Below are 17,452 nucleotides of genomic sequence, written 5' to 3'. Positions count from 1 at the left end.
ACTTTTTTATAGATTTTTCCTTAAACCAGTTTAGCACCTGGAGTTAACTCCTAGTCAAGCATTTTTTGTAAAATATTCTAAATGAACAAAAAAGTGGGGCAGTGGAAAACTTAGCGCTAAGTTTTCCACTGCCCCGGTTACTAGTTTTATTCAAACTATTGTTTCCATATTCTAGCTTTCTCTTAAATAATGCATATCTCAATAATACCTTTACCTGTTAGTATTCATGCATCTGTTTTTTTCCCATGATCAGCATCAACAGGCCCGGTAACTGTATTTACCTTGCTTATCATACTGTACCGTCACCTTTATTCAATATAAACTTTATTGTTGGTACCCCCGTTTACTTCCAACACATGTCCTGTTACATAATCAGACATGTCAGTCGTTAAAAATTCGATGCCATATGCGCAATCTTCCGGAGTACCAAAGCGTTGCAATGAAATATTGCGGAGAAATTTCTCCTCACCGGCTGCTTTAAAACCGGTTTTCAGTCTGGCGGTGCTGATAAATCCTGGTGCAATGCAATTTACATTGATACCATAAGGACCAAGTTCATTGGCAAGCAACTTCGTATAATGGATAATCGCAGCTTTAGATATGCCATAATGTGCGTAAGTTCCATCAAAATTTGTCATTTGCCCCCCGACAGAAGCAACTGTTACAATTTTCCCTGTCCGGTTTTTTTTCATCATCGGTGCTACAGCTGTAACGGTATATACTGTGCCGTGCATATTTCTTGCCACAACTTTTTGATAAATATCCAAATCCATTTGTGAAGCCTTACCTTCAGTCAAAGGTCCCATGCCACCACCAGCATTGCAAATCAGGATTGAAACGTCACCAAGTTCATCACTGATTTTTTTCACAGCAGCAAATACCTGTTCTTGATTGGAGATATCTGCTTCAGCACCTACTGCCTTTACACCTAATGCCTGCAGTTCTTCAACTACAGTCTCTGCCGTCAATTGGTCGGCTTCTGCCTGAAACTCCTGAAAAGAGCGCAGATTAATATCAATAGCGCCAACATTTGCTCCGAGTTTTGCTAAATGTAGTGCATATACTCTGCCCAATCCGCGGGCAGCCCCTGTGACAATAGCTGTTTTTCCGGTTAGTTTACCCAATGCCCTTCACCTCATTTTAGTATTGACTTACTTAGATAAGACTCCTTCTAATTGATTACGCTTAACCATAAGCGATTGAAACCGTTAAACAAATAAAACCACCAACTATACCAAGAAGGAAAATGTGTTTATAAACATGATTAACAAAAGCGGCAATGCAGTTTTCGAATAGGACTGCATTTAGTTAGTCTGTTGATTAGCCTTTCTCAACTCAAATTTCTGAATCTTACCACTTGGCGTTCGAGGAAGTCGATCTACAAACTCATAAAATTCAGGAACACTATACTTAGCCCTACGATCCAATAACCACTGCCTGGTGGCCTCAGCAGTCAGAGAATCCTTTTGTTTGGGAACAATATAGGCTTTGATCCGTTGACCTAAGCACTTATCTGGAACTCCAATGACTGCTACTTCAGCAACCATCGGATGCTCTTCCAATACGATTTCTATATGACGTGAATAGACTTTCTCACCCCCGCGAACAATCACATCCCTTTTGCGTTCAACTATGTATAGATAACCTTCGTCATCAAAATGTCCTATGTCACCGGTATGCAGAAAACCGTCCCTTACGATCTCCGCAAATTGCTCAGGTTTATTTAAATAACCCATCATAATGCAGTCACCTTTAATGCAAACTTCACCATCTACATTGTTAGGCAGTATGTTGCCTTCACTATCCATGATCTCGATTTGCTCTTCTGAATGAGTCATCCCGCATGAGCCTTCCTTAAAATGCCCTAAAGCAGGCTCAGTGGTATTCCCTCCACATCCCTCAGTGAGACCATATCCAACTAAAATGTCTATGTTGAACTTTTCCTTAAAACCCCGCCGCGTGGCCGATGAGATAGCAGCTCCACCAGTAAATGCATACCGTATTTTTACCTTGCACATATCGATATTTATAGGGTCAACCTTATTTAAGATATAATCAAACATGGTAGGTACACCCATAATAATGGTAATGCCATATTGCATAACTGCTGGCCAAAAATCATGGGTAGAATACTTGGTACGAATGCACAAAGCTTGCCCAGCATAGCTTATTGGGTAAGTAAATACGCAAAGTGGATTGGCATGAAACATGGGCAGCATAATCATCATGATATCATTGCCTTTTATGTATCCCTGACGATTAAGGTTCCGGCATTGTGACAGCTGAGACCTGTTAGAAAGTAAGACTCCCTTGGGTTCTCCAGTAGTCCCTGATGAGTATAATAGCATAAAAGGATCATCCAGACTTTGCTTGACTAGACATTCATCAATCGGATACTTATCCAGAATATCTGTCATATTCTTTTGAGCTATTATGGATTCGTGCTTTACTTTGGTTACAACTTCAACCACATAGGGCTTGGAATCCGTTTTTTCAAATCCCTTAGTAAATTCGTCCATGTAATCGCTTCCAACAAAAATTACCTTGGGCTTGGAATCATTCAGTACATACGCAATTTCCGGAGCCTTTAAGCAATAGTTCATGGCTATAGCAATCGCTCCTAGTTTTTGGGCGCCCCACATGGCATAATAAATTTCGGGAGCATTAAGGATCATTACCGCTACAATGTCGCCCTTTTTGATACCTTTTTCCTTGAGGAAATTGGCTACCTGGTTAGCCCGGTCATTGGTGTCTTTATAGGTTAATATCTGGTCATAGTAATACACATGTGGCACATCCGGGGTTTCATTTGATCGTATAGTCAGCATTTGCGCAATACTCTCAAATTCCAAGCGTCTTCCTTTTAAATGAGACTGTTCTTCAAGTTGAATAATTGGCATTTGGGGTCTCACTAGTAAATTCTCCTCCAGTGGTTTAAATATTGACTGCAAAGGCTGTCTTTTAAATCTACTGCTTATTTATCAGTCTTTCTTTACACTTTATATATCCATCGCCCATCGCCATTAGATTGAACGCTCGCTCTAAATTAACTAATATAAACCATGCCAACTCTGTCTATTCTGTATTAAAAATATCACATGTCTAACTCTTTGTCAATATAATTTTGAATATTTACGATTTTCCATTTCTTTTTCCACTACGCTAAATCACAGTAAGAAAGAGGCTCCTATATATAGGCTCCTCTTTCTTAATGCAAATATTATTATCTTAAAATTAAGACTGTTCCTTTAAACAGACATTATTCTTACTTTTTTCATATTCTTGTAGCACAGATTTTCCTAAACCATTAAAAATAAAATCAAATAAACAACAATTCACATCATCTGTAGATTTTTCTTTTACGGTCCAGCCCTTCAAAGCCAAAAATGCTACTACATACGCTAATATACTGGCTAGCAACTCTAAATCACCATTGATTGGTATTTCCTTATTTAGGTCTTCTAGCAATTGATGATAATTATCAATTGTATCTTCTTGCTCCATCTTTAAAACATCTATTAAATATTCTTTTTTTAAATATTTTGTCTCTGTCGAAATTAATTGTATTATTTTTTTATTCTCACTGACAAAAAACATATTAGCAACCAGATACTTGATAAGTCTCTCCATTGGCGTAGCATACTGTTCAATATTTTGAGTTTTAACAAAATCAGACCTAAGCTGGTGAAAGTATTGGTGCACCAAATACAATACATCATCTTTAGAAGAAATATAGTGATAGAGCTGTCCCATAGACATGTTACAAGACTCTGCGATCTCACGAATAGAAGTCGGATGAAATCCCTGTGCGTAAAAGAGCTTTAACGCACCTTCTACAATTTGTATGTGTTTACTCTTTATCAATTCATCATCTTTAGCAGAAGAAATACCATAATTTCCTTTTTTTAGCTTAGATTCATTGCTGTCCGTTTAGGGTTCCTCCTATCAGTGATACTCTTAAAATTAGGAATAGTTTTGCCTCTTGTAAAAATTACTTTGTTAGTAATACTACTAAATAACATTTTTTTTGTCAAGCAATTACTGGGGTTTCTCGGAACAAACTCACGTTCTGTCGCCAGGCAAAATTAATTCCTTTAAATGGAGTTATACCTTATAAGGCTACTGCCAACGTATGAACGGAATATTGCCGTTATCTAGACAATAGCGCTCTTTTAATTCCTCATACACAAAGGTGAAATCAACAAGTTCGTTGATTTGCCGCAACATATTATCCTTAGGAATAACCAAGTTATAGAGTTCTATATAGGGGCTTAAAACTATGGATTGTTGTTGCAAATCATTTGACTCACTTGCTCCCTTTGATACCTTTATTATACAGGAAAAAAGGTACAGCCTCCTCAATTTTCTTGAGGGACTATACCTTTTTAAGCATTAAAGAGACTTTTTCAGTGGCCTCATCTTGATTGCAGGCTCTTTTAAATTAAATTATATTATCACATTTTAACATGCTGAGTAGTTGGTTAATTTTGGAGTAAATCTACGCCTTTTTCGGAAATACACCCATAGTACATCTTGCAATACATATAAGTTCTCCGGACTCATTCATAATTCTGATATCCCATACTATAATGGTTCGCCCACGATGAGCTGGTTTGCCAACCGCTGTAACAAATCCGTCGGTTTTTCTTTTGACATGATTGGCATTGATTTCAATGCCGACAGCATATTCTTTTTCTTTATTAATAAGGTGATCTGTACCTGAACTAGCCACTGTTTCTGCGAGAGCAACGGAAGCTCCGCCGTGTAAAATCCCATGCGGCTGGCGAGTAGCTTCGTTTACAGGCATAGTTGCGACAACCTGTTCCTCGCTCATTTCAGTTATCTTAATACCTAATCTATCCATCAGAGTATCTTTATAATTCACTTTTTCCATAATTAACTCCTCGTATAATATATTTTATAAACAATATTCACCATTTCGCTCCCGCTACAGTTGGAAACCGGTTACTGCGTTCTGTAGATCCTGGGCTAGCTTGGCTAACGCTTGGCTTGATGATGCTATTTCCTCCATAGAGGCCAATTGTTCTTCAGCTGCCGCCGAAACACCTTGAGCCTCACCTGCCGATTTTTTACCAAGGCTGTCAATCTTTTTAACCGAACCCACGATCTGCTGGCTACCAGCCGCCATTTGCTGCATAGCGGCAGAAATCTCCTTCACTTGACCAGATACCTCAGACACCAGACCGGCAATTTCCCTAAAAGCCGTGCCGGCAGTATTAACAACCTCGGCCCCGTTCTTGACTTCCCGCGTACCATTGTCCATAGCCACAACTGCCTTGCCGGTATCAACCTGGATTTCACCGATTAAATCAGCAATCTTTTTAGCCGCTTCCCGGGACTGCTCCGCTAATTTGCGCACTTCTTCGGCTACCACGGCAAAACCCCGACCTTGTTCTCCTGCCCGCGCAGCCTCAATGGCTGCATTCAGGGCCAAAAGGTTAGTCTGTCCGGCAATACCAGAAATGGTATCAACAATCTGACCAATTTCTTTGGAGCGTTCGCCTAATTTTGTTACAACCTGAGCTGATGTTGTGACCGTTGCTTCGATTTGATTCATCTGAATTACTGCTTTTTCTACTACTTTATCACCATTTTTTGCTTTTTCGGCCGCTTGAGCCGAATTATCAGCTACCTGGTTGGCATTAGCGGCTATCTGCTGAATGCTGGCTGACATCTGTTCCACCACCGCCGTAGTATCATTGGCTGCAGCCAACTGATCGCTAGCGCCTGCGGCTACATCGGTTATCGCTGTAGCTATTTGATTGGCCGCCTGAGCCGATTGTTCTGAGCTGGCTGTCAGTTCTTCCGATGAAGCTGCGACTTGTCCTGAAGAATTACTGATCTGATTTACCAGATTGCGTAAATTCCCGACCATCGTTTCAAAAGCCCGGGCTAAATGCCCAAACTCATCCTGGGATACAACAGCGATATTGGTTATGCTTAGATCGCCTTCGGCAATGCGGTTAACCGCCGCTTTAAGTGTTTCTAACGGCTTTGTAATGTGTACCGTCCCCCACATTAGTATAAGAGCAACAATGATAAGTATGATAATAATTGTTATCAAAGACGTCCTTGTAAAAGCACTCAACTTAGCGGTAGCTTCACTTACAGGTATATTCACGGCCAGCGACCAGCCAGTGCCGTTTATTGGCGCATATGCTTGATATTTATCTACACCTTCATGTTTATATTTAGTAATTCCCCTTTCGCCATTCATCATTTTTCCTATAGCACCCTTTAACGTAGGGTCAGTCCTGGCATCGGTAAATGAATTAACTTTGCCTGCTGCCTCCTTATCGGGGTGAACGATAACTAATCCATCACCTCGTATCAGGTATGCATAACCAGTTTGTCCCATCTTTATATTCAAAATTTGTTTCTCAATCGACTCGATATTAACTGCTCCAAAGAGCATGGCAATAACCCGGTCACCGGCAAAAATCGGCGTAGTTACCATAACAACCGTCTTACCTGTTGCCATTGATATAGCAGGGTCAGAAATAACCGTTTCCCCCTTCATGGCCCGCTTAAAATATTCTTTGGTTCCCAGATTGCCGGATTTGCCCATATGATCAACGAAGTTCCCTTTATCATCAGTATATGTAATTGTTTCGTATATCTTATTTTTAGCTGTTTCAGCAGCAAGGTAAGCCATAATGGCTTCATGATTACCACTGTTCATTATCGGCGTCCGGGCTATGGTAGATAGCTCAATCTTAGCACCGTCCAAAAACGTGCGAATTTCTTGACTGCTACTTTGTGTTGTGATGCCTATCTCTGTTTCAACATCCTGTATCAGCATCTTTTCAGCTTGCCAATAATTTAATCCCGCTAGCATACCTAATGAAACAATAAACAATACAATAATTCCTACTGCAAGTTTAGCCCTAATGCTTTTCATAATTTCAACCAGCCTTTCTATACATAATTTTAAAATTGCCCTATTGGCGATCCTCATGCCTAGCCACATTAGTTTGTGCATAGCAAGCTGTGTTTTCTTTATTAATTATCAATATTTATTTACCCTTTCTCACTTTGGAGAAAAGAGTTATTAGGTGTACCTATTTTTACAGATTGCTTACAAAGTTTATTTTTTCGTTTGACATTTACCGAGTTACTTATTTCACAATCATAGCTATATTGAAGGATTTTTACATAATTGCTTCTCAACCGATTTATGAATTCACCTTTTATATCTTGGTGATAAATCTAGTACACTATCTCCAACGTCTGCTAACCCCTGATAGTTATCACCTGCACAAATCTCTTTATCTTGCCTGCCGCATTTTGGGGACTGCACCTGGCTTCCAAGTTTAAAAACGATAATAGCACCTTTGCCTACTGACAAGGTGCTATAAAAATAAAAAGAGGAGGTTTTCAAACTTATCTGACCTGGTTACTTAAGCGGTTCAGTATCATTATGCAAAAATACACAACTCCTCCCAAATCTACGCAGCACCCCCGCATTTAAAGTTCAACCATCCTCTTCTTATTGGAGAATTATCTTTTTAACGAATTATTTGGCTTTAATTTTCTTGATTTCTTCAATGAGAACAGGAACAACCTCAAATAAATCGGCTACAATACCATAATCGGCCGCATCAAAAATCGGCGCCTCAGGATCTTTATTAATGGCTATAATAACATCTGAAGCGGACATGCCTGCCAAGTGTTGTATAGCTCCTGAAATACCGCAAGCAAAGTAAATCTTAGGACTTACTGTTTTGCCTGTCTGGCCTACTTGCTGTAACGGAGGCATCCAGCCTGCATCTACAGCTGCCCTTGATGCTCCAACAGCTCCGCCCAGAAGGTTGGCAAGTTCTTTAAGTAAAGCAAAATTTTCAGGTTTACCCATGCCTCTGCCGCCGGAAACAATTATATCTGCTTCTTCAATCTTAACGCCAGAATCGCTTACCGCTTTTATCAAATCAACTACTTTTGTGCGAATCATCTCAGCTGGCATATGGATCTCTTCCTTGGTAATCGGTGCCGTCCTACCGGTATCAGGCTCAGCCTTTTTAAATACGCCAGGTCTTACTGTACCCATCTGTGGTCTGGTATCAGAGCAAAAAATGGTAGCCATTAGGTTACCGCCAAATGCCGGTCTGGTCCATGCAACATCTTTGGTTTCCTCATTAACAGCAAGGCCTGTACAATCAGCCGTCAACCCTGTTTTCAGGCGTGCTGCAACCCGCGGGCCTAAGTCTCTGCCGTTATTTGAAGCTCCGATTAAGAGGACCGAGGGTTTATACTTTTCGACTAACTTCACCATAGCATTGGTATAGGCATCAGTAGTATAGTCTTTATATTCATCGCCTTCTACCAGCAACACTTCCTCAGCGCCGTAAGCAACAGCCAATTTAACTACCGCATCAACCTCTTTGCCAATAACGACAGCAATAACCTTTTCCTGATTAGCATCAGCCAAAACTCGGGCTTGGCTTAATAACTCTAAACCTACATTTTTTGTTTCTCCGTAAGTATGTTCAATATATACCCATACATTTTTATAGTCAGCAATATTCATTATTCCACTCCCCCTTAAACAAGTTTAGCTGCCACTAAATTTTCAACTAATTTTAGTGCCGCTGCACTGCCCGTTTCTTCACAAATTCTAATACCAGACTCTCTTTTAGGAGGGGTAAATGTTTTCTTTACTCTTGTCGGTGAACCTTTAAGACCTATTTTTTCTGGATTAATTTCTGGCAAATCTGCAGCAGTAATTACGTCTATCTTTGCTCTGTTAGCGGCCATTTTACTCTTGATAGACGGATATCTGGGAGTATTAATCGATTTAACCACCGTAACTACTGCCGGGAACTTGGCTTCTACAACTTCATAGCCTTCATCAAGCTCTCTGTTAACGGTAATAGTATCGCCTTTAATATCTATTTTCGCGACAAAGGTCAATTGAGCTACTTCCAAATGTTCTGCGATTTCCGGCCCAACTTGCCCAGTATCTCCGTCGATGGCCTGCTTGCCGCAAAGAATAAGGTCAAACTTGCCAAGTTTTTTAATGGCGTTAGCCAATATGTAACTTGTCGCTAAAGTATCAGACCCGCCAAACACTCTATCGCTTACCAACACTGCCTTGTCAGCGCCAAGTGAGATGCATTCCTTTAACATGTTTTTGGCTTGCTCCGGCCCCATGGTCAGTACAGTTACGGTACCACCGTTAGCCTCTTTTAGCTGAACTGCCGCTTCTAGGGCGTTGGCATCAAATGGATTTAAAATACTTGGCACACCATCTCGAATAAGTCTATTCGTTTCTCGATCTATTTTTATCTCAGCTGTATCCGGTACCTGCTTTACACAAACTAAAATATCCATAAACTACTCCTCCTTTAGCCGTTACTTAAGCGTTTCTCTTACAATAACGATTCTTTAAATTTGATTTGTTTCTTCAAAATCAGGACTATTTTGAAATCCCCATCAGTAATTTCATTAGAATATTCCTTGCTGACATCATAGCCGCAAAAATTTGGTTGCCTTCATTAGAACCAATTGACGGCTGTCTCACTCTGAATAATCTACGTTTCTCAAAATCCCCCCTTTCAATACCATTTTAAATTCCCGCCAAAATATAAATTGACTAGATGATAAATAATAGAAAAGGTAGCTTAGTTATTCAGTAAAACACATTCTTCAAAATATATTATGATTAATTTGCCTTATCAAGAGATTGAGCCAAAAATTCGACGCTATCCAGCGTACAAACCTTTTCTTCGGCGTTATGAGCCTTGGTTCGGCAATATGTCGGTATAAAAGGTCCCCGGTAAAATAAGAGCAATAAATCCAAGAATGGCAACTGCTTCGACGGTGTTCTCGAACCGAGCTGTTTTCAACACCGTCCAGCGCAAAAATGCAATGAATACGCCAACATAACCAATATCAATAATTCCTTTAAAGCGATAAATAATGTACTGTCGCCAAGAAATGGCACCGGTACACTAAACAAACCCTCAACGGCTTACACTAACTCCTTGTTTTTCCTTTCCAACATGCTGTTTTTTATAGTACTAAACAATTATTTTTTATCATCATAATTGATGATTGCTCTTGACTAGCAACCATCAATTATGTGATGTGAAAATACCGTTTTGATTTATGTTTACAGAAATGAACTATGAGGTGGTGTTCGTTTATAAATATTTATTTAAACCTATTCAGTCAATAATACCTTTACCTTTTAAAGCCTCGATTTCACTAGCACTATAGTCCAACAAATCAGTAAGAATTCTCTCTGTATCCTGCCCTAAAGCCGGAGCGCCACGCCATACTTCCCCCGGAGTTTCTGAAAGTTTAGGCATGACACCAAAGGCTTCCACTTCCTCGTTTAGAGTCTGATCGGTGTATTTTACCCAGTCGCCTCTTTTGCGCCAGTGCGGTTCATTGTAAACTTCCTCAGCGGTTTTAATATGAGCTGCTGAAATTTTGTTGTCAATGCAAATATTTATTGCTTCCTGTGCGGTATGTTCCTTAAAGAATTTTTGGAAAATACCATCCAGTTCACGGCCCAGTGGGCTGGCAACTGCGTTAGGCGAACTGCTGCATTCTTCGTAGGAGTACTTATCCGTATCAATGCCAAAGCCTTTTAATACATTATTGTACGCATTCTTTCCATAGGAACCAAGATTAATAAATCCTCCGTCCCCGCATTCAAAAACACCTCCCGGCTGGTAAGCGACCTGCTTGATTCCTTGTCTGCGCTTGAGAGTTTGTTTCATGGTCCATAGCACAAAGTTGTCATCCATTACCCTCATCCAGCTTTCAGTCAAACTGGCATCGATGCGTTGACCCTTGCCGGTTTTTTGTGCATTCATATAAGCCATCAGAATTCCGTTGACTGCAATTAAACCTGTCAGGTAGTCACCTACATACTGCTGCGCATAGTAAGGCTCACGATCAGGATAACCCTGAAGCAAAGACCAACCGGATTCAGACTGTCCCAATGGGTCATATCCGGGGCGGTCTATATGTCTCTGATCACCGCCAAAGCCAGATGTTCCGTAACCGCTAATATGACAAATGATTAATTTTGGATTGACTTCCATCAACATCTCATCTGTAATGCCCAATTTATCAATCCAGACCATGTTTTCAATCCAAACATCCGCATTTTTAACGAGAGATAAAAATATTTCTTTGGATTCAGGAACTTTTTTAAAGTTAGTCTCTAATGAAAAACTCAGTTTGTTTCTTGCATTCTGTATCCAGGCACCACTAATGGATTTACCTTCCTTTGTGATTTGCGGTTTCTGATGCCGAGCTGGATCTCCACCTGTTTTTGGTCTCTCAAGTGCAATAACCTCAGCACCAAAGTCACTCATCATCGTGGCACAAAAAGGAGCTGCTACTACAGTTCCGTTAAGTAATACCCTAATACCTGATAAAGGCCCAAATACAGGGGCAAAAAGAGGTGCTGGTTTGTGTTCAAGGTTTTCCCATCTGCTCATAAGTCGTTTCCTCCTAATGATTTGATTTGGATAGCTGACACTTGTTCAGTGTCAGCCTGCATAGCCTTACTATTGAATTAACCAAAACAGTCTTCAGCAATATCAATGGCGGAAGCGTCACCGATTTCCACTACTTTACGAATGACAGCAACCTCTGGCAAAACGTTTTTGACATAAAAACGTGCACTGGCAATTTTGCCTTTATAAAATTTAGCATCAGCTTTGCTCGCTTCTAATTTCTTACTAGCCAATACTCCTTGGTCAAGAATCAGTCTTGCACAATAAAGCATTGAAGAAGCATGAAGAATGCGAGTAGAGAATAATGGCATCATCTGGGCTTTACCATCTTTCATATATTGCCTCAGTTGCTCAATTGTGGCGTTGTAATCTTCTAATGCAGCTTGCAGGATTTTAAATTCTTGTTCAAAACCTTCGGCATCTTTGTTAGCCTCAATAAAATTGCTGATATCTCCAATCCAGTCCTTAAACACCTTTCCCTTTTTCAGGCCAAATTTACGACCCACTAGATCCAAAGACTGAATAAAGTCAGTTCCTTCCCAAATGGAATTAATTTTAGAATCACGTGCCAATTGTTCAACTTGATATTCGGAAATATAACCGTAGCCACCATGAACCTGTATAGCCTCACCAATTAATGGCCACGATAAATCTGAGGCATACGCTTTGCACAGCGGATTGCTAATTTGAAACATTCCATCAGCAAACTCGCGCTCTTCAGCATCTTGACTGCTATGAGCCAAGTCCAGATAATAGCTGCTCTTAAAAATCAGGGCCCGAATTGCTTCAGTGCAGGATTTTTGTAACATCAGCATCCGACGAACATCCTCATGTTCAATAATGCGCACTTTAGGGCCTTTAGGATCTGTAAACTTCGTGCCTTGTACTCTTACCTTAGCATATTCCTTGGCTAAATTATAAGCTGCCGATGCTGCTGCGAGAGATTGTGTCCCGGTATTCAACCGTTCTTCATTCATCATTACAAACATCTGCGCAATTCCCTCGCCCTTACCGCTTTCATCTGGCGGATTACCAATAATATAGCCGCGGCAGTTATCATTTTCACCATAAGATAAAGCACAAGTAGGGGAACCATGCTGACCCATTTTTTCTTCAATTCCGGTGGTAATAACATCATTAGATTCACCTAGGGTACCATCATCATTTACCCAATATTTGGGGACTATGAACAGCGATAACCCTGCTGTACCCGGGCGGGAATTTTCCGTACGGGCCAATACCAGATGGATGAAATTTTCACAAAGGTCATGATCAGCAGCAGTTATAAATAATTTTTGACCTTTAATTTTGTAAACACCCGGCTCATCAGTAGGAAAAGCCTTGGTAACATTTGCTCCAACATCAGTACCTGCATTGGGTTCGGTTAAGTTCATAGTTCCGCCCCACTTGCCATCGCACATCTTAGCCAAGAACTTTTGTTTTAAAAACTCACTGCCAAACTGCTGAATAACCGATATGACTCCAGAAGTCAAGCCCCAGAAACCTGTAAAAGCAAGACTGGCATGACTAAGCATCTCATAATTAGCCTGAATTAAAGTTAAAGGAAGATGCCCCTCTGCTTCACGATCAGCATTTACCGCGCCCAAACCAGCATCGTTAATAACTTGGTAAGCCTTTTTAAATGAATCAGGAGTGATTACTTTGCCATCTGTAAAATGAACACCTATTTTATCCGAGTCGTCATTAATCACAGCAATTTCGTCTCGACAGATATTATACGTATTGTCAATGATAGGATCAATAATGCCGGCGCAGTCTTGATATTCTGTAAGTGCGAATAATTTGTCCATATCCAACCATTCGTTCAGAACAAATTTAATTTCTCTCTTATCGTATAAAAATTTCGTACCTGCCACAGTGATTCCCCCTGCATAAAATATTTCCAAATAATCGAGCCACTTAACAATCTTGAAATACTAAAAAGTTTTAATCATTTTATTGCTTTTTAAATAACGCTGTAACCTTGCGTAGAAGGTTACAGCGTTATTTAAATATAAATTAGCCGCCGATTGTCTGACCGCCATCTAGAAGGATATAAGTGCCAGTCATATAACTAAAGGAATCGGAAACCATTGCTAATACAGGACCGGCAATTTCCTCCACACATCCTAATCTACGGACGGCTGTTCTTTTTTCCATCTTAGCTTTAATCTCAGGATTAGCAAAAATATCCTGATTAAGCTCAGTAATGACATATCCAGGACAAACTGCGTTTACAGTAATACCATACCGTGCCCACTCATTAGCCATCGTCTTAGTAAGGCTTAAAACACCAGCTTTTGAAGCGCCATAAGGAGCAACACTCTTGCCGCCTATAAGACCACCAACAGAAGCGATGTTTACAATTTTACCGCCTTTACCCTGTTTCGCCATTTGAGCAACAACAGCACTTGCAAACAAGAAGCAACCCTTAAGATTAGTATCGATAACCTTCATAAAGCTATCCTCAGTCTGTTCCAAAAGGCTAGCGGTTTTTCCACTGATACCCGCGTTATTAATGAGAATATCTATCTTGCCAAAAGCCTCAACAGTTTTAGCAACTACTGCATCGATATTTTCTTTATTAGAAGAATCAGCAGCAATTCCAAGACATTTAACGCCATAAAGAGTATTAATATCTTTTGCAGTCCGTTCACAGTCTTCCGGGGTACGACTGGTAATAACCACGTTGCATCCGTACATTGCAAAGGTAGATGCAATAGCATAGCCGATTCCTTTTGTGCCCCCAGTAACAATAGCTACCTTATCGTTCAAATCAAAGCTAGGTTTTTTAATTTCCTTGGCCATTAAAATTCCCTCCCCCATTATATGAACATTTTACGGCATTGGACGAGCTGCGTTGCCCGCCACAACGCCGTGTTACTCATCTTTTTATTTTTTTTCTGTCTGAGTGTTCTTAAATTTATCCAGCATAGCTCTTGGCGTCACTGTCTTGCGCTCGTAACGAGGACACTTTACACCCTCAAAGCCAGCAAGGTATTTTGCAATATCTTTCAGTGGCTCAAGGTCGTAACGACTCATCATAGTAATGGTCTCCATAAGCGGTGATCCACCACCGTGTACACCGGCAACAGCCTGGGCTGCCTCAAAAGGATCACAAAGCTTATCCTCCATCATGCGCATAACTCTGTGCGTTTCCTCCGCTGTATAATCCGGATTTCTCATAATATATTTATTGCAAAGCTCAGCTGTCTCAGGTGCGTAGAAGGATTCTTCCGTTGGCAGCGATGCACAAATTCCGCCTGTCAGATCTGCCAGTGTCTCATATTCATGGTAAATTTTTTGTCCTGCCAGTTTGCGGCCTGCATTGGTTAGAATTTCATCTGGTACCCAGGATCCGTTAGGGAATTTAACTGCTCTCAATGCCGAAGACTGACCTGCTGCGAATACCAATTCAGCCGTGCTAATGATTTCACATATTTTCTCACGAACATGCGGCTCCTTAGCAATATCATTGACATCAGCTACTAAAGCTGCCTGTGCGGCAATAACTTCGGAAACTGCGGTCTTACAGCCAGTATACGAATGTCTGTGAAAGTGAGCAAACATCAGTGCCAGGTAGCCAGCATACTGAAGTACATCTGGATTGTCAAAACCATTCAAAAACACCCTATCTTCAGGAACAAATACATCATCAAAAATCGTCAGTGATTCTACGTCTCCGACTTGATTAAATGGAGCCTGAATATGTTTCCGTTTGTGATGCTGGCCAGGAAGCGCCATAAGCTTAATGCCATCCCAATCGGCCGGCAAAGCAAAGGCTACTGCATAGCCTTCATCGCCTTTACCCATAAACTTAGTCGGATTAACAATAATTTCATCAACATACGGCGCATTGGAATTGCAGATTTTTGCCCCGCGAACAATAATACCCTTACAAGGTTTTCCGTCAACGCCTATGCCATCCACATCTGTCTTGATTATATGCACAAACTGGTCCGGATCTGGTTGCATATGAGCTCTTTTATACTTAGGATTACGCGACCCCTTTACATCAGTCTGAGCACAGTTGCAGATAAGATCATTTTCCTGGCAGTATAAAAGATACTTATTAAAGCGTTCATGATACTTTGTACCGCAAGCCAAATCGCAGTCATAGGAGACTACCGCAATAGCATTGAGCGCATCTGAACCCATGCAGCGTTGTGTGCAGCCGCCGACGTGCTGACAAAGTAGTCTTGTCATCAATTGCTTATTAAGTAAATCTTCCTTGGATTGATGAATGTGTGTGAAACGGTTAATTTTCTTGCCAGTAAGGTGAGAAGTCGCCGTACATACATCCGCATACTCAGGATCATTGGCCAGATCATAGCACTGCTTCATAACATAGCAGCCGCCATCAATCCAGTTACCTGACCGGTCAACCTTTTCACCGTTCAAATATACATTTGGTTTCATTTTGAGCAGTCGCGCTTTATACGCTTCATATGTTCCTACTCCCATTGTTAATTCCCCCTTAAATATTTTATATTTTGAAAAAATTTTGATATAGATGGAACGCTCGTTCTATGTAATTAGAATAGCATATCCAAATATTCACGTCAAGCTGCTTATAAACATTTTGTATTAATGATAAATTTTCCTATATTTAATAAATGATAACCGCCATAATCATTGCTGCTGCTAAACAAATACAGCCCCCAACTAAGCCAAGAAAGAAAATGTGTTTATAAACTTCTTTGTGCGATAAACCAAAAACCGCCATGCAAGAAAATATAAAACCACTCTGGGGCATAGCTGAGAATGTTGAAGAAGCCATAGCGGAAATTCTATGTACTACCTCAGGTGATACACCGGAAGCTATCCATGATTTGCCGAATAGAGGAATAGCAATTCCCAAAGCACCAGATGCTGAAGCTGTAACCATAGCAAGGAATCCAGTTATAACTGGTATTTGCGTTAATGCTCCTCCAGGCAGGCTACTCATACCACCTTGCAATAATTTAAAACCAGGAGCCGAAGCTACGACACTCCCAACGCCTACCGCTGCAGCAGTAAAAATAATTGGCAATAAGGAATTGGTTGCCCCCGCATTAAGCGTCTTAATTTGATTTGGTATATGGTTAGATAGCACAACCGCAGCCACAATAACCGCAGCCAATAGCGCTGGAACTATTATATTGGAAATATGCATTGCACTACCTATGAATATGATTGCAATCAGAACTACCATGGGTAGTACTGATGCAAAAAGAGAAGGCAACTCATTCGGATTTACATCGGAATTTATCACTTGACCACTCTCTTCGTAATGTTCTCCTGTAGCCAAAACCCTTTTCAGCTGCCATTTCATATACACTAAGCCCATTATGGCTGAAATTATGGTAACAACAATACTCATCAAGGGTGCGGCTGCAAGAGTCGTTCCTAATGCGGTTGGAATAACATTTTGTATTGATGGCGTCCCCGGTACCATGGTCATGGTAAATGTCGTACCACCGAAAATCATAGGTACCATTACAAGGCGCCACGGCAAATTCAATTCCTTAAAAATAGGTCTGGCAAGCGCAACGATTGTAAAGATTACAATGAATAAGCTTACACCACCATATGTCAATACTGCGGATATTAATGATATCGCTATTAAAACCGCATAGGCATTCTCTTTACCGGTCAATTTAAAAATACTATTGGCAATGCTTACTGTTGCTTTACTGTCCTCCAAATATTTACCTAATACCGCGCCCAATATAAATATTGGAAGAAAGCCGGTAATAAAGCCGCCAAGTCCCGCTAAATACGATGTCTTCCCGACAAAAAATGCCTCTTGCAAAGACATTCCATTAGTTAAAATAATTACTAATGCCGCCAACGGCGCAATAACTACGATGTTGACACCTTTAATTGCTAAATAAACTAAAAGAGCAATTCCCAAGATAATACCTACAGGTGCTAACATATTATCTACCCCCAAATTTATTTCTCGTTATGTTTTT

Annotated in this window: 12 protein-coding genes; all 12 read right to left on the bottom strand. The window is 40.5% G+C overall.

Annotated features, from left to right (window positions below; translation table 11 throughout):
- Positions 1-308: 308 nt before the first annotated feature.
- The 12 genes from SALPA_RS15280 to SALPA_RS15220 all read right to left on the bottom strand — a co-directional run bounded on the left by SALPA_RS15280 (position 309) and on the right by SALPA_RS15220 (position 17,391).
- Positions 309-1,124 carry an SDR family NAD(P)-dependent oxidoreductase gene (locus SALPA_RS15280; protein WP_145095705.1) on the bottom strand — a complete coding sequence of 272 codons (816 nt, stop codon included), beginning with the start codon at positions 1,122-1,124 and terminating at the stop codon, positions 309-311.
- Between the two features lie 180 nt (positions 1,125-1,304).
- Positions 1,305-2,912 (bottom strand): class I adenylate-forming enzyme family protein, encoded by a 1,608-nt coding sequence (locus SALPA_RS15275; protein WP_145095702.1) that lies wholly within the window; start codon positions 2,910-2,912, stop codon positions 1,305-1,307.
- A gap of 322 nt (positions 2,913-3,234) precedes the next feature.
- Positions 3,235-3,864: a TetR/AcrR family transcriptional regulator gene (locus SALPA_RS15270; protein ID WP_222428001.1), complete on the bottom strand. Its 630-nt coding sequence runs from the start codon at positions 3,862-3,864 to the stop codon at positions 3,235-3,237.
- Between the two features lie 634 nt (positions 3,865-4,498).
- A complete protein-coding gene (locus SALPA_RS15260; RefSeq protein WP_145095699.1) occupies positions 4,499-4,894 on the bottom strand; it encodes a PaaI family thioesterase in 396 nt (131 codons plus the stop codon).
- Between the two features lie 54 nt (positions 4,895-4,948).
- Complete coding sequence (locus SALPA_RS29065; protein WP_255451216.1) at positions 4,949-6,922, bottom strand: methyl-accepting chemotaxis protein; 1,974 nt, start codon at positions 6,920-6,922, stop codon at positions 4,949-4,951.
- A 615-nt stretch (positions 6,923-7,537) separates the two neighbouring features.
- Entirely contained in the window at positions 7,538-8,548 is a 1,011-nt protein-coding gene (locus tag SALPA_RS15250; protein WP_145095693.1) for an electron transfer flavoprotein subunit alpha/FixB family protein, read from the bottom strand.
- A 14-nt stretch (positions 8,549-8,562) separates the two neighbouring features.
- The gene (locus SALPA_RS15245) at positions 8,563-9,351 is read right to left on the bottom strand and encodes an electron transfer flavoprotein subunit beta/FixA family protein (RefSeq protein ID WP_145095690.1); all 789 of its coding nucleotides are present in this window, start codon (positions 9,349-9,351) and stop codon (positions 8,563-8,565) included.
- An 836-nt stretch (positions 9,352-10,187) separates the two neighbouring features.
- The gene (locus SALPA_RS15240) at positions 10,188-11,477 is read right to left on the bottom strand and encodes a CoA transferase (protein ID WP_145095688.1); all 1,290 of its coding nucleotides are present in this window, start codon (positions 11,475-11,477) and stop codon (positions 10,188-10,190) included.
- 77 nt (positions 11,478-11,554) lie between these two features.
- Complete coding sequence (locus SALPA_RS15235; RefSeq protein WP_145095685.1) at positions 11,555-13,372, bottom strand: acyl-CoA dehydrogenase; 1,818 nt, start codon at positions 13,370-13,372, stop codon at positions 11,555-11,557.
- A 142-nt stretch (positions 13,373-13,514) separates the two neighbouring features.
- Positions 13,515-14,303: an SDR family NAD(P)-dependent oxidoreductase gene (locus tag SALPA_RS15230; protein ID WP_145095682.1), complete on the bottom strand. Its 789-nt coding sequence runs from the start codon at positions 14,301-14,303 to the stop codon at positions 13,515-13,517.
- Positions 14,304-14,387: 84 nt separating this feature from the next.
- Entirely contained in the window at positions 14,388-15,959 is a 1,572-nt protein-coding gene (locus SALPA_RS15225) for a 4-hydroxyphenylacetate 3-hydroxylase family protein (protein WP_145095679.1), read from the bottom strand.
- 145 nt (positions 15,960-16,104) lie between these two features.
- Positions 16,105-17,391 carry a GntP family permease gene (locus tag SALPA_RS15220; RefSeq protein WP_222428000.1) on the bottom strand — a complete coding sequence of 429 codons (1,287 nt, stop codon included), beginning with the start codon at positions 17,389-17,391 and terminating at the stop codon, positions 16,105-16,107.
- Positions 17,392-17,452: the final 61 nt, after the last annotated feature.

This window comes from Sporomusa sp. KB1, from assembly GCF_007830295.1.
Lineage (GTDB): Bacteria > Bacillota > Negativicutes > Sporomusales > Sporomusaceae > Sporomusa.
The sequence above is the reverse complement of the archived record's forward strand: the minus strand, read 5'-3'. Positions and strand labels throughout refer to the sequence as shown.